Source organism: Limosilactobacillus pulli, assembly GCF_947381555.1.
Classification (GTDB): domain Bacteria; phylum Bacillota; class Bacilli; order Lactobacillales; family Lactobacillaceae; genus Limosilactobacillus; species Limosilactobacillus pulli.
In genome coordinates, this window is sequence record NZ_CANCWQ010000010.1 from 1 (window position 1) to 12,885 (window position 12,885).

Consider the following 12,885-nt stretch of genomic DNA (forward strand, 5'->3'; position numbering starts at 1 on the left):
GGTCCGTTGGTCTAGTTTTGGTTAGGACGCATCCCTGTCACGGATGAGATCACGAGTTCGAGTCTCGTACGGACCGTTTATATGGCTCGGTAGCTCAGTTGGTAGAGCAACGGATTGAAGCTCCGTGTGTCGGCGGTTCGATTCCGTCCCGCGCCATTAAAGCAATTAAGCATTAGCTTAATGCGGGTATAGTTTAGTGGTAAAACCACAGCCTTCCAAGCTGTTGTCGCGAGTTCGATTCTCGTTACCCGCTTTTGTAATATATGGGTCTATAGCTCAGTTGGTTAGAGCGCACGCCTGATAAGCGTGAGGTCGGTGGTTCGAGTCCACTTAGACCCATTGGAGAATTACTCAAGTGGCTGAAGAGGCGCCCCTGCTAAGGGTGTAGGTCGCGAAAGCGGCGCGAGAGTTCGAATCTCTCATTCTCCGTTATGACCCGTTAGTCAAGTGGTTAAGACACCAGCCTTTCACGCTGGTATCGTGGGTTCGAATCCCGCACGGGTCACTTGTAATGACCCATTAGTCAAGCGGTTAAGACACCAGCCTTTCACGCTGGTATCGTGGGTTCGAATCCCGCATGGGTCACTTTATTTTAATTATCGCGGGGTAGAGCAGCCTGGTAGCTCGTCGGGCTCATAACCCGGAGGTCGTTGGTTCAAATCCAGCCCCCGCAATTTTGGTCCGTTGGTCTAGTTTTGGTTAGGACGCATCCCTGTCACGGATGAGATCACGAGTTCGAGTCTCGTACGGACCGTCTTTGAAAGTATTCTGTCAGGATGGCGGAATGCTTTTTATTTTTGACCTTTGTCCACATTGGTGAAGAGTGATGCCTTGCTTCGAAATTAGCAGATGCGTGTGAGTTGTGCGCCATTTTTAATAACGGTCTCAAAACCGCAGTAAGGGCAGCGAGAGATCGGGTAAGACAACTGTGCCTTGATAACGTTACGAATCTTAACGTCAAAGGGGACAGCTTTTGCCCTCTTTTTTTACGAAAAAATCTGGCATTGGCGATCACCAATACCAGATAGTGTAGACCCATATAAAATAAAAGAGCAATGCAGACAATGCATTGCATTTTCTTTATTCAGCTGGACGATAATCTTCGTAGTAGTAGACGCTGCGTGGACTGTGATCCATGTAACCGGCAATTGGTGCAAAGTCGGCACTGCTGGTCCACTCATCAATCGCATCGGCATTAGTCCAGGTAGTAACTAAAATTGTTGCATTGGTTTGATCAGGACGTGAGAACATGTAGCCAGTCGTCATCTTGGAATGATCGGCACTGTCAAGAGCCAGCTTAGCCTGCTTGCGTAACAGGTTCCGATCGTCTGCACCAAGCTCAAAAGACTCAAAATGTAAAATTCCTTTAAACTTGTCATTACCGACGCTGTATAAGGACTCTAAGGTAATCGGACTTTGAAAAATGCTTGGCTTGCCCGATAGATCAAACAAGGCCAGTTTGCTGTTGTCGCCGTTTGCTTGCAGCAGCCGAAAATCACGATCTGGGTGTTTCTTTACGATATCGAGTAGAACTGGCATGGAGCCAAAAGTAAAACTGATTTGTGAAAGCATAAGTGTCTCCTCCTTATCTTAATTGTCTTAATTATACCGCTGATTAACAGTAATTGGGAATAACGAGTTAGAAAGCACAATTAATTAATCATTGATGACCATTTTTATTGAAAATGTATATCTTTTAATGGCAGATTAATCTTGACTACCGATTAGTATAGATAGTGATCGACAAAAATTTTACTTACAAAAAGTCAAGAAAATTCCTTGCAGTGGTTCAAAATCATTCTAAAATAGGTTATAATTGTTTATGGAGTGATCAAGGTTAAACATGTTTTTGATTTAAAGGAGGCCCAACAAATGGTTACACTATACACGTCTCCAAGTTGCACATCTTGCCGTAAGGCGCGGGCCTGGTTAAAGGAACATGGTATTCCTTTAACCGAGCGCAACATTTTTTCTGAACCTTTGAGTATGGATGAGGTAAAAAATATTTTGCGAATGACTGAAAACGGCACAGAAGACATTATCTCAAAACGCTCTAAGGCTTATCAAAGCTTAAACGTTAATTTGGATGAAATGTCGATGACCGAGCTCTATGATTTGATTCGCAAAAATCCAGGTCTACTGAGACGACCAATCATTATGGATGATAAAAGATTACAGATTGGATACAACGAAGACGAGATTCGTCGTTTCTTGCCACGTGAGGTACGGGCACTGGAACTGGCAGAAGCACGTCGTAAGGCAAATCTGTTTTAAAGGGGTGGCGATTTTTTCGTCGCCTTTATTTTTTAATCGAACAGTTACTGGAAAAAGAATGATATAATGAAAAATAGACATTTGACATCGTTCGGCTTTTCGGTTTTAAAGGTCATAACGATCGGATAAGAAATTAGCGAATCAAAGGGGGCGCGATGCTTATGGAAATGAAACGCATTAACGAAAATACGATTCGCGTACTGCTCAACAATGAAGATTTAAATGAGCGTGGTATCACCGTACTTGATTTGCTGAATCACAATCAACAGATTGAAGACTTCTTTTACAGCATTCTGGAAGAGGTTGATGCCGAGCATCAATTCCAAGACAATGATCTGGTTACATTTCAGGTTCGTCCCCAACAAGACGGTTTAGAGCTATATATTACCAAAACCGATCCGGCCAGCCTAAAAAAGGGAACGCCTACCGGACAGCCGCCACTGGACCAAGATCAAATCACGAACCTGATCAAAAAAGAACTGGTTGGTAGAGATCGTCAAGAACCGCAGACAGCTCACGACCAACAAACAAATTCAGCTGCTGGCGATGAGCCTGAGGAAGCAATTGCCAATCCAGACATTGAAAAAAACGTCTGTGTTTTGCGAATTGATGATTTTGAGGACCTGATTGCATTGGCAAAGCTTGCACAAGGCAATATCTATGCGGTATCTGATCTTTATCGCTATCAAGACAGTGACTATTTGCTGCTGACCTTTATTGACGATGGCTCATTGTCTTCACAGCAGCTAAAGGATCAGCTTGCTTTAGCCTATGAATATGGACAAAAAACCAACCTGACGCCAGACGTTATCCTAGAGCATGGCAAACCACTGATGAAACAGGCAGCTTTGGAATTGGTAAGAACGTATTTTGATTAACAAAAGGCTGAGTCATTGAATTGTTTCAATGATTCAGCTTTTTTAATGCCAGCAATTGTTTTTTGACATATAGCAAAGTGGAGGTGTAATCATGCAGACCGCTTTGTGGAATGATCAATTGGTTTGGGCGCAAAATGAAGTTAAAAAAACGCAACGGACATATTATTGCCCCGACTGTGGTCAAAGAGTCCATCTATGTCAAGGCAGCGACCATCGCCCATATTTTGCTCATTATGCCAAGAGCAGATGCGATGCCAACGAAACCATCATTCACCAACTGGGTAAGCACCAAATTGAGAGATGGCTTGCCCTGCAAGGATGGTCCAGCTATTCAGAGGTTTATTTGCCCACCGTCAGGCAGCGACCGGATGTCTTAACCAGAATTAATGATCAGTGGATAGCAATTGAGTTTCAATGCAGTCCACTGAGCGTGAAACGTCTGATCGAGCGTAATCAAGGATATGCCAAGCTGGGAATTGCCTATCGCTGGTTTTTGGGGCCAACCTATGCGCATCAGCTGCGCCCGTATAAAGCGGCTCAGTTTCTGCAATGGCACGAGCAGCAGCTGACTTTGCCGTTTTGGGATTTAAGTCGTCAGCAGCCCAACTATCAAAGAAAGAGAGTGAGAAAAAACTCCGAAAATTAGCTTGCAACCGATTTTCGGAGTTTGCCTTCGAACCTCCGCAAGGATGGCTAGGTCGGTCAAATGCTGATTTATCAGTGTTTAAACTGCTAGCCAGCTACTGCGCTAAGGTATTATTATCCATACGTAGTTAAGAGGTTAAGTTAATTCCCAGCCTCTCAAGATGTTTGGCAAGTATTGATACAACAAACCAGACAGCTGCAGCGGCAAGTCTATTTTGCAGCGCCACGACTGCGTAGACTGGCTGATCAAGCCTATTTAATGGGACATGGCACCCTCAGTACTTGTCCGCTGGTTGCTCATGATACGCATCCACAATGGGACCTAATGGCTGAGTCACCATTAGAGTGGCGAGTATCCGTGATTTTAAGCCTTGAGCAGTGCACCCTTGGTCAAGGCTGGAGCTGGTCGGAATGGTATGATTTATTGAATCAGAGCGTAAAATGGCTGCCATTGCCATGCCTCAGCCCGGCTCAGATCAATCTGGTACGGCATCGCTTATTGGCTTGCTATACTCAAGAATTGGCCTTGGCAGGGATTATTCGATGTCAGACTCAGGTAAAAATAATTCAACGGCCACGATGGTTTAAAAGCTATGAGCACAAGCTGGGCTACCTAAAGCAGCTGGCAAATATCTAAAGGATACGTAATGTTGACTGATGGTGCTTGTCGTTATAGCTTTGAGCAAATTCTTGGGGAGTTTGATGCAAGCAGAGCTGATGACTGCGATAGGACTCAATCAGCGATTCATAATCAAAATTGTTGATCATAAACCCATAGACCGGTTGCTCAGAATCAAAAACAACTGCCGTAGCCGTTTGGGTAACACCCATTTCGTCAGCCATGTACTGGTCTTTTTTAAAGGCTTTGACTGCCAGTTCCGACTTACGATCTTCCCAGAACATGTCCAAATCAAGCTGAGCCTGCCGAGCAATCTTTTTGGCGAGTGCTTCTGAGTAGTCAAGCCCGTCGTTAATTAGTGCCGACTGAAGCCTGAGCAGATAGTGACGGCCACGTTTGCGTCCTTGAAACAGTGCTGCTTTATAATCCAAGATAATCTGGTAAAGCGTAGCCGAAGTCTGCTGCCGAACACTTAGATCATGGACGTTTAAGTGATAGAGCTCCATGGTCTGCTGAATGGTTTCCATGTTAAACAATGGAACGAACTGATAGTTGACTTTGGTGCGCAGTTCTTGGTCAATGCGCAAAACATCCTGTTCGCAGCAAAAACAGCGCATGCCTAATGGATTAACAAAAAGATGAATTTCGAGCATTGGCTGCTCCTCCTGTTCATTACAGAATAATCGATGATTGAACAATGTTATTTTTACAAAGAAAGTGCAAGATGTAAAGTGATCTGTTTTGAGCTGATCATCAAATAAAATGATTTTGATCAAGCATCTGACAGATCAAGGGATTTGTAAAATCTTGATTTCATTCTTGAACCCGATAGTCTTTGGTTAAGTCATGGCTAAACTATGATAAAATAAACAGAGATTGTCAAGGAAGTGGGATTGCAATGATTGAAGATTGGCAGCATTTTTTATTACCTTATCAGCAAGCCGTCAATGAATTAAAGGTCAAGCTGCGGGGCATGCGCAAACAATTCCAGGATCAAGATCAGCATTCGCCGATTGAATTTGTTACTGGCCGCGTTAAGCCAGTTGACAGTATTAAAGAAAAAATGGTACGGCGGCATGTCTTAGAAGAGCGTTTGGAACAAGACATGCAAGATATTGCTGGTTTGCGAATCATGTGTCAATTTGTCGAGGACATTTATCAAGTCGTTGATTTGCTTCGCCAGCGCAATGATATGACGATTCTAGAAGAGCGTGACTACGTAACCAACGTTAAGCCAAGCGGCTATCGGTCGTATCATATCGTAATCGAGTATCCGGTTCAGCTGGTTACCGGCGAAAAAAAGGTATTGGCAGAGATTCAGGTTCGGACACTGGCCATGAACTTTTGGGCCACGATCGAGCATTCATTAAACTATAAATATCAGGGCGCCTTTCCCAAGGAGCTTTCTGATCGCTTACAGCGCGCGGCCGAGGCGGCTTTTAAACTGGATGAGGAAATGTCGGAGATCAGAGAAGAGATTCAAGAGGCGCAGACGCTGTTTGGTCGCAAGCAGGCGCCTGACGAATTGCTGAATGCTTCGCTGGAAGATAAAAAAGGAGCGGATTGATCAATGCGGGTAGCCATTTTTAACTATGAGTCACCAGAATCGCTGCGGGTGCGCAAGCTGTTGCTGAATCGTCTGGAAGAAGAGACCGCAATTACTTATGATGACCAGCAGCCAGACATCGTCATCACAATTGGCGGCGATGGCACGCTGATCTCGGCTTTTCATCATTATGAGGATCGTCTGTCAACGATTCGCTTCGTGGGGATCCATACCGGACATCTGGGCTTTTATACTGATTGGCGTAATTTTGAAGTTGAGGACTTGGTTGAAAGTTTGCAAAACGACAGTGGTCAATCCGTCAGCTACCCACTGTTGGAAATGAGCGCCACCTACGATGATGGCGAGGTTGAGCGTCGCGTAGCACTAAACGAGTCAACGCTGCGCAATATAGTTAAGACCATGGTTTGTGACGTCTATATCAATAACCAGCTGTTTGAGCGTTTCCGTGGTGATGGATTGGTTATTTCCACGCCAACCGGATCGACGGCCTACAATAAATCAGTAGGCGGGGCAATTCTGGATCCGCGGATTATTGGCTTTCAGCTGGGCGAAATGGCTTCATTGAACAATCGTGTGTTTCGGACGCTGGGCTCACCGGTTGTATTTGGCTCGGATACCAAGCTGACCTTGCGATTGCCCGATGACTCAGGAACGGTTTTGAGCTGCGATCGTGATCAGATTATGATGGATACGCAAGATCGTCGTCTGATTGATGTTTCATATCGCGTCTCCGATAAGGTAATCCGCTTTGCCAAGTATCGGCACACCAACTTTTGGGATCGGGTCAAGGATTCGTTTATTGGGGGGATCCAATAATGGAGTTTGCCTGGGTCTATACTGGCAATCAACCGATTAAGCTGCGCTCGGCTTTAAAGCAGCGTGGCGTTACCAGTTCTTTAATCAAGGTTGCGATTTTTCATGGCGGACAAATGACGATCAATCATGAGCCAAAATGGGCCATTGATCTGGTCGAGCCAGGTGATCGCTTTGCTATTGAATTGCCGCCTGAGGTTCCCAATGATCATGTACCGGCTTGTCAGGCACCATTTGAGATTGCCTACGAGGATCGCGATTTCTTGATAATCAATAAGGCAGCCGGAGTGGCAACGGTACCGGCTCATAACGTAGCCGTTCAAGACAGCTTGGTCAATCGTGTTAAGTACTATTACCAAAAACAGGGATATGAAAATCAGGTTACTCATGTCGCTACGCGTCTGGACAAGGATACCAGTGGCCTGGTGGTTTTTCCCAAGCATCGTTTTGCCCATGCCGTTTTAGATGATCAGCTCAAGCATCATACGGTTAAAAAAGAGTACGTGGCTTTGGTCAGTGGTCGTATCACGATTGCTCACGGCTATATTGATGCACCGATTCAGCGTGATCCAGAGTCATTCGTAAAAAGACAGGTTGGCTTGGATGGCAAGGCAGCGGTAACTGAATACTGGCTGACACATGCAACTGATCAGGCTTCAATTGTCAAGATTCGGCTGCATACGGGACGTACGCACCAGATTCGGGTTCATTTCAGCTATCTGAATCATCCGTTGCTGGGGGATGTTATGTATGGCGGACCGGCCGTCATGGATCGTCAGGCATTGCATTGTCAGTGGCTGAGCTTTTACAGTCCGTTTTTGGGTCGGCAGATTGAATTGAACGCGCCTATGCCAAGTGATATGAAGACGGCAATTGAAAAAGTTGAGTCAATAAATAAACGGGACGCTGATTAGGCACCCCGTTTATTTATTGATTCGTTTGAAACTACTTAGGCCAGCGTTTGACGCAAACCGGTTCTGGGCAGGCAACATCTTTTTGCAACAGCGTCAGCATCCCGGATTTGGCATCGCGCCTGTACAGCGTCAGGTTGTCGCTGTTTTGATTTGAGCCAACCAGATAGGCATCGTCATGGCTCAATTCAAAATCGCGTGGGAAGTCGCCTTCCGTGCTGATTGACTGAATGTGAGCCACCGTAAAGTCAGGCTGGATTGCAAAAACGGCAATCGTATTTTCACCACGGTTGGATGTGTAGACGAAGCGTCCATCAGCAGAAATATGAATAGCCGCCGCACCATTGTGGGCAGTCCAGTCGGCAGGAATGGTCTTGATGGTCTGCAGATGCGTCAGCGAGGCGTCTGCGGCGTTGTAGCGCATTACGGCCAGCTTGCTGCTTAATTCGCCCAGCACATAGACGATCTTGCCATTTGGATGGAAGACCAGGTGGCGCGTACCAAAGCCTGGTTCAAACTGATAGCGTGATGCCGCCGTCAGCTTACCGTCATCGGTTACGTCATAGACAACAACCAGGTCCATCCCCAGATCACAGACGATGAGACGATTGTCCGGCGTCAAGTCGATATAATGAACGTGTGGTGCGTCTTGTTCAGGCTGGGGACCGGTTTCCCCTTGGTGAACGACAGAATCGGTTTGAGTCAGCTTGCCATCTTCAGCAATTTTAAAGACTTTCAGCTCACCGGTGTGGTAATTGGCCGAAAACAGCAGATGACGATGGTCGTCAACACCAATGTAGGCTGGCGTAGGTCCTTTTTCCAATTTGGCATCAATCAGTTTGGCCGTGTCACCAGACAGATCATAGGATGCCACGCCACCCAGCTCACCATCCTGCTTCAAGGCATACAGCCGTTTTTGTGCGCCATATTGCAGGTAGGCCGGCTTACCAGAGGCAGCTACCAGGCGTACGTTGGTCAGTTCTTCTTTTTCAGTATCTAAAGTTACGCCATAAATTCCTTGGCTGGATTTACTGGTGTAGGTTCCAATTAAAAAGTCTTCAGTCAAAACGAAGCCCTCCTTAAAAAAATATACACTTATATAATAGCAGAAACTGTACGCTTAGGATTGAGAAATCATGAGCAAATCGAAGGGAGCAAATATGAAAAAAGTAGCAATCAAAAGGCAATGGGTCAACGCTCATCGGCAGCTGTTTCGCTGTTCGGTCTGCCAGGCGCCGATCAAAGGCGTTTTTGAAAACAGTCTGGTCTGTGAGCAGGGACATGCGATTGACTTCAACAAGCATGGCTACCTTTATTTTTTAAATAACGGCAATGGTACCGACTATGATCGGACGATGTTTGAGTCAAGACGCCGTATGCTTAATGCGGGGCTATTCCTGCCAATGCTTGAACAGATCAATGCCGAGCTGCCAGATGAATCACAGACGATTTTGGATGTTGGCACGGGTGAAGGAACGCCACTGGCTCAATTGGGAGATTTACGTGGACAGCAGGATGCCGCAATTGGTTTTGATATTTCTAAGGCCGGCATCCAACTGGCTACGCAGCTTTCGGGCAATCTGTTCTTTTGTGTAGCGGATCTTAGACGCCTACCATTTGCTGATGAATCGTTTGATCAGGTGATGGAGCTTTTTTCACCATCCGATTACCGGGAGTTTGATCGCATTCTCAAGCCTGGTGGTCAGCTCTTAAAGATTATTCCTAATGCTAACTATCTGATTGAGCTGCGGCATCTTTTGTATGAGCTTAACGACCAGCATGCCGCTTATGACAATACGCCGGTTGTCAAGCGCTTCAAGCAGCATTATAAAGATGCTCGCATTATACCGATTCAATATCAGTTTGAAATTCCGGCAGGACTGCAAGGGGATTTAGTAGAGATGTCGCCGCTGCATTGGGGACGCAATGCCAAAAAATTGAATGAAAGCGATTTATCGTCATTAAAACAAGTTACGGTTGACGTCAGCTTACTGATCGGTAAAAAAGTTTGATTATTTTATTGTTTTTTTTAAGTGATGGGAGTATATTGTTTTATAGAAATCGTTTGGCCGAGGACATCGATTTGCGTCGTTGGCATTGGTCAAAGAGTACTTCATTAAAGCAGCGTTTCGCCGTGCCCACACCGAGACCCTGCTTTTTTTATTGCCTTTTTTAGGAGAGTGAATATGACTAATCACATTGTACTGTTTGAACCCTTGTTTCCTGCTAACACCGGCAATATTGCCAGAACCTGTGCCGGCACCGATACGATCCTGCATTTGGTCAAGCCCCTTGGTTTTTCAACGGACGACAAACATATGAAACGGGCTGGTTTGGATTATTGGGACAAGGTTAAAGTGGTCTATCATGATGATCTGCCCAGCTTTATGGAAACAATTGAAGATCTTGATCGATTGTATCTGGTTTCTAAGTTTGCCGAACGCGACTATACTGAAGTTGACTATCGTTTGCCAGGCGACCATTACTTTTTGTTTGGCAAGGAAACGACAGGGCTGCCGGAACCGTTTATGCGGCGCTATCCGCAAAACTGTATTCGGATTCCACAAGATGACAATAACATTCGCGCGCTTAATCTTTCCAACAGTGCGGCAATCGTTATTTATGAGGCGCTGCGTCAACAAGGATTTCCGAAACTGGCGCGTGTACATCGCTATTCAGACGATAAGCTGAAATAATCAGGGATAAAGGAGGATTTGCATGGCTCGCAAAAAAACTGTGACACGGCGTCGTTCCAACAAAACGGCTGCTAAGCGGCGTACCAAAAAGCCAGCGCGAGACGAGCGAGCCATTCGCAGTCTGAGCGGTCTGGCTATCATTTTATTGACGCTGACCGGCCTGTTTAAGCTGGGAATTTTAGGAACCGGTGTGCAGGATGTCTTTAAAATCTTAGTTGGTCAAAGCTATCCGCTGCTGATGGTAATCGTGATTTTATATAGTCTGGGACTGACGATTTATGCCCAATGGCCGCATTTTAAAAAGCGCTGGATCTGGGGAACGATGATTTTTTATCTGGGGCTGTTGCTGATGCTGCACGCGCAGATGTTCGATCAGCTGGGACGGCACAGCGACTTTTGGAATCAAACGTGGAGCAGCTTGACTGAAGCCGTTTTAAACGATGATTCCAGTATGCCGATTGGTGGTGGGATGCTGGGTGCGGCATTATATTCTGCCAGCGGCTATTTGCTGGGCAGCACTGGAACCAAGGCAGCGGCTGTTTTATTGATGATTGTAGGATTCGTGATCTTTTTTAATCTACCGGTCCAAAAGCTGCGGCTGGCAATTGGTCAAGCACTGAGTCAGCTGAAAGAACGGCTGCATCAATTAAATGATGATCGCCAAAAGCGTCAGGCCCAGCATCAAAAAGAACGCCAGAAACATCTAAAAGAGCAGCATGCCAACATACCAGGGAAGGCAATGATTGAAAAAGATTTGCCAGAGCCGATTGCTGAACATCGCCAAGCGCGAGCACTGCCAGAATTTGAGCTTGGTCAGTCACGCACTGAGCAAAATGCTGAGCATGGATCTGATATCGCTGAGCCACGGATTACAGTAGCCAGTGAAAATGAGCGATCAAGGTCAACTGATGCCAAGCTGCCAGTCGATGTCGAACTGACGTTGAACAATGCGGATGCCAAAGAGGATCAAGACTATCAGTTCCCGCCGCTTGATCTCTTGAGCAAGGTAAAGCCAACTGATCAAAGCGCAGATCTTGACTCAATCAAGTCAAATACGCAAAAGCTGCAGGATACGCTGAAATCATTCGGCGTTGAGGCGACGGTTGAAAACGTGAACCTCGGCCCGTCTGTAACTAAATATGAGTTGCGTCCGGCAGTCGGGGTTAAAGTCAGTCGCATCACAAATCTGGCCGATGACCTGGCCCTGGCCCTGGCAGCCAGGGATATTCGAATTGAGGCACCGATCCCTGGCAAGTCTTTGATTGGAATCGAGGTGCCCAACCAGCAGATTGCTACAGTGGGTTTTCGTGACATGATTGAAGCTGCACCGCATGATGATCGACCGCTTGACGTGCCGCTTGGTCGTACGGTTACTGGTCAGGTTATGACGGCAGACCTTACGAAAATGCCGCATCTTTTGATTGCCGGTGCTACTGGGAGTGGGAAGTCGGTGGCCATCAACGTGATCATTACCAGTATTTTACTGAAGACTAAACCGAGCCAGGTCAAGATGCTGATGATCGATCCTAAAAAAGTTGAGTTGAGCGTTTATAATGGCATTCCACACCTGCTCAGTCCAGTCGTATCTGAACCAAAAAAAGCGGCGCGTGCGCTGGGCAAGGTTGTTGCTGAGATGGAGCGTCGCTATGAATTATTTGCAACATTGGGCGTCCGTAACCTGGATGGGTATAATCGGCTGGTTGAAAAAGAAAATCAGCAGCATTCCGATCCCAACGAGCAGCAGCCAACGATGCCCTTGATTTTGGTAATCGTTGATGAGCTGGCTGACTTGATGATGACTGTTTCCAAAGATGTAGAAGATGCCATCGTCCGAATCGCACAGATGGGGCGAGCAGCTGGGATCCATATGATTCTGGCAACGCAGCGGCCCAGCGTTGACGTCATTACCGGTCTGATCAAGGCCAACGTTCCTTCACGAATTGCCTTTGCCGTTTCCAGCGGGGTTGACTCACGAACGATTATCGATACCAATGGGGCTGAAAAACTGCTTGGACGCGGTGACATGCTGTTTGAACCAATCGATCAAAACAAGCCGATTCGAATTCAAGGAGCTTTCATCTCGGATCATGACGTTGAGTCAGTCGTTGATTTCATTAAAAATGAGCGGCCGGCTGAATATGATGATCAAATGATGGTTAGTGATGCCGAAATTCAAGAAGAAGAACAAACAGCCGATGAAGACGAGCTGTTTGGCGAGGCACTCGAGTTTGTGGCTCGTGAGCAAAAAGCCTCAACGTCATTGATTCAAAGACGTTTCCGGATTGGCTATAATCGGGCGGCCCGCATCATTGATGACATGGAGCAGCGGGGCTATATCGGCCCGGCCAATGGTTCTAAGCCACGTGAGGTTTATAAAAAGCCGGATCAGCCAATTCAATAAAAAAGAGGCCTCGACGTTGATGTCGAGCCTCTTTTTTGTGCCTATTTAAAGATTTCTATGTTAAGTCTATGATGACTAAGC

At 46.2% G+C, this 12,885-nt stretch carries 13 protein-coding genes and 9 tRNA genes; 19 read left to right on the plus strand and 3 right to left on the minus strand.

Features of this window, described 5'->3' with window-relative positions:
* The 9 genes from QOS03_RS04425 to QOS03_RS04465 all read left to right on the plus strand — a co-directional run bounded on the left by QOS03_RS04425 (position 1) and on the right by QOS03_RS04465 (position 754).
* Positions 1-76: transfer RNA gene (locus tag QOS03_RS04425), tRNA-Asp, on the plus strand.
* A gap of 7 nt (positions 77-83) precedes the next feature.
* Positions 84-156 (plus strand) — tRNA-Phe (locus tag QOS03_RS04430).
* A gap of 26 nt (positions 157-182) precedes the next feature.
* Positions 183-253, plus strand: a tRNA-Gly gene (locus tag QOS03_RS04435).
* A gap of 12 nt (positions 254-265) precedes the next feature.
* Positions 266-339 (plus strand) — tRNA-Ile (locus QOS03_RS04440).
* Between the two features lie 2 nt (positions 340-341).
* A tRNA-Ser gene (locus QOS03_RS04445) sits at positions 342-429 on the plus strand.
* A 4-nt stretch (positions 430-433) separates the two neighbouring features.
* A tRNA-Glu gene (locus QOS03_RS04450) sits at positions 434-505 on the plus strand.
* 8 nt (positions 506-513) lie between these two features.
* Positions 514-585 (plus strand) — tRNA-Glu (locus tag QOS03_RS04455).
* A 15-nt stretch (positions 586-600) separates the two neighbouring features.
* Positions 601-674, plus strand: a tRNA-Met gene (locus QOS03_RS04460).
* Positions 675-678: 4 nt separating this feature from the next.
* Positions 679-754: transfer RNA gene (locus QOS03_RS04465), tRNA-Asp, on the plus strand.
* A 326-nt stretch (positions 755-1,080) separates the two neighbouring features.
* On the opposite strand, the gene QOS03_RS04470 is transcribed toward QOS03_RS04465, so the two are convergent.
* Positions 1,081-1,572, minus strand: coding sequence for a hypothetical protein (locus QOS03_RS04470; RefSeq protein WP_283575484.1), 492 nt, complete (start codon positions 1,570-1,572; stop codon positions 1,081-1,083).
* A 300-nt stretch (positions 1,573-1,872) separates the two neighbouring features.
* Here QOS03_RS04470 and spxA point away from each other — a divergent pair, with 300 nt between their 5' ends.
* From spxA to QOS03_RS04490, 4 genes are all read left to right on the plus strand, one after another.
* The gene (gene spxA, locus QOS03_RS04475) at positions 1,873-2,274 is read left to right on the plus strand and encodes a transcriptional regulator SpxA (RefSeq protein WP_283575485.1); all 402 of its coding nucleotides are present in this window, start codon (positions 1,873-1,875) and stop codon (positions 2,272-2,274) included.
* Positions 2,275-2,435: 161 nt separating this feature from the next.
* Positions 2,436-3,152 (plus strand): adaptor protein MecA, encoded by a 717-nt coding sequence (locus QOS03_RS04480; RefSeq protein ID WP_272208310.1) that lies wholly within the window; start codon positions 2,436-2,438, stop codon positions 3,150-3,152.
* Between the two features lie 91 nt (positions 3,153-3,243).
* The gene (locus QOS03_RS04485; RefSeq protein WP_283575486.1) at positions 3,244-3,798 is read left to right on the plus strand and encodes a competence protein CoiA; all 555 of its coding nucleotides are present in this window, start codon (positions 3,244-3,246) and stop codon (positions 3,796-3,798) included.
* Positions 3,799-3,972: 174 nt separating this feature from the next.
* Positions 3,973-4,434 carry a hypothetical protein gene (locus QOS03_RS04490; protein ID WP_283575487.1) on the plus strand — a complete coding sequence of 154 codons (462 nt, stop codon included), beginning with the start codon at positions 3,973-3,975 and terminating at the stop codon, positions 4,432-4,434.
* On the opposite strand, the gene QOS03_RS04495 is transcribed toward QOS03_RS04490, so the two are convergent.
* Entirely contained in the window at positions 4,431-5,069 is a 639-nt protein-coding gene (locus QOS03_RS04495) for a DsbA family protein (protein ID WP_169462022.1), read from the minus strand. The genes QOS03_RS04490 and QOS03_RS04495 overlap by 4 nt on opposite strands.
* A 245-nt stretch (positions 5,070-5,314) precedes the next feature.
* Between QOS03_RS04495 and QOS03_RS04500 the strand changes: the two genes are divergently transcribed.
* From QOS03_RS04500 to QOS03_RS04510, 3 genes are read left to right on the plus strand one after another with little or no spacing between them, the layout of a single operon-like run.
* On the plus strand, positions 5,315-5,983 hold the full coding sequence (locus tag QOS03_RS04500) for a GTP pyrophosphokinase (RefSeq protein WP_169462021.1): 669 nt from the start codon (positions 5,315-5,317) through the stop codon (positions 5,981-5,983).
* A gap of 3 nt (positions 5,984-5,986) precedes the next feature.
* Positions 5,987-6,799, plus strand: coding sequence for an NAD kinase (locus QOS03_RS04505; protein ID WP_283575488.1), 813 nt, complete (start codon positions 5,987-5,989; stop codon positions 6,797-6,799).
* Positions 6,799-7,710, plus strand: coding sequence for an RluA family pseudouridine synthase (locus QOS03_RS04510; RefSeq protein WP_283575489.1), 912 nt, complete (start codon positions 6,799-6,801; stop codon positions 7,708-7,710). Before QOS03_RS04505 ends, QOS03_RS04510 begins: the two co-directional genes overlap by 1 nt.
* 31 nt (positions 7,711-7,741) lie before the next feature.
* On the opposite strand, the gene QOS03_RS04515 is transcribed toward QOS03_RS04510, so the two are convergent.
* Positions 7,742-8,773, minus strand: a complete 1,032-nt coding sequence (locus tag QOS03_RS04515; RefSeq protein ID WP_169462018.1) for a lactonase family protein — start codon at positions 8,771-8,773, stop codon at positions 7,742-7,744.
* A gap of 94 nt (positions 8,774-8,867) precedes the next feature.
* On the opposite strand from QOS03_RS04515, the gene QOS03_RS04520 reads away from it, so the two are divergent.
* The 3 genes from QOS03_RS04520 (at position 8,868) to QOS03_RS04530 (ending at position 12,804) form a co-directional block, all read left to right on the plus strand.
* On the plus strand, positions 8,868-9,719 hold the full coding sequence (locus QOS03_RS04520; protein WP_283575490.1) for a methyltransferase domain-containing protein: 852 nt from the start codon (positions 8,868-8,870) through the stop codon (positions 9,717-9,719).
* 174 nt (positions 9,720-9,893) lie between these two features.
* Positions 9,894-10,403 (plus strand): tRNA (cytidine(34)-2'-O)-methyltransferase, encoded by a 510-nt coding sequence (locus QOS03_RS04525; RefSeq protein WP_169462016.1) that lies wholly within the window; start codon positions 9,894-9,896, stop codon positions 10,401-10,403.
* Between the two features lie 22 nt (positions 10,404-10,425).
* Positions 10,426-12,804, plus strand: a complete 2,379-nt coding sequence (locus tag QOS03_RS04530) for an FtsK/SpoIIIE family DNA translocase (RefSeq protein WP_283575491.1) — start codon at positions 10,426-10,428, stop codon at positions 12,802-12,804.
* Positions 12,805-12,885 lie beyond the last annotated feature (81 nt).

Excerpts from the sequence above, each read along its gene's own strand:
- QOS03_RS04470 (WP_283575484.1), bottom strand. The coding sequence starts at position 1,572 with ATGCTTTCACAAATCAGTTTTACTTTTGGCTCCATGCCAGTTCTACTC.
- spxA (WP_283575485.1), top strand. The coding sequence starts at position 1,873 with ATGGTTACACTATACACGTCTCCAAGTTGCACATCTTGCCGTAAGGCG.
- QOS03_RS04480 (WP_272208310.1), top strand. The coding sequence starts at position 2,436 with ATGGAAATGAAACGCATTAACGAAAATACGATTCGCGTACTGCTCAAC.
- QOS03_RS04485 (WP_283575486.1), top strand. The coding sequence starts at position 3,244 with ATGCAGACCGCTTTGTGGAATGATCAATTGGTTTGGGCGCAAAATGAA.
- QOS03_RS04495 (WP_169462022.1), bottom strand. The coding sequence starts at position 5,069 with ATGCTCGAAATTCATCTTTTTGTTAATCCATTAGGCATGCGCTGTTTT.
- QOS03_RS04500 (WP_169462021.1), top strand. The coding sequence starts at position 5,315 with ATGATTGAAGATTGGCAGCATTTTTTATTACCTTATCAGCAAGCCGTC.
- QOS03_RS04505 (WP_283575488.1), top strand. The coding sequence starts at position 5,987 with ATGCGGGTAGCCATTTTTAACTATGAGTCACCAGAATCGCTGCGGGTG.
- QOS03_RS04510 (WP_283575489.1), top strand. The coding sequence starts at position 6,799 with ATGGAGTTTGCCTGGGTCTATACTGGCAATCAACCGATTAAGCTGCGC.
- QOS03_RS04520 (WP_283575490.1), top strand. The coding sequence starts at position 8,868 with ATGAAAAAAGTAGCAATCAAAAGGCAATGGGTCAACGCTCATCGGCAG.
- QOS03_RS04525 (WP_169462016.1), top strand. The coding sequence starts at position 9,894 with ATGACTAATCACATTGTACTGTTTGAACCCTTGTTTCCTGCTAACACC.
- QOS03_RS04530 (WP_283575491.1), top strand. The coding sequence starts at position 10,426 with ATGGCTCGCAAAAAAACTGTGACACGGCGTCGTTCCAACAAAACGGCT.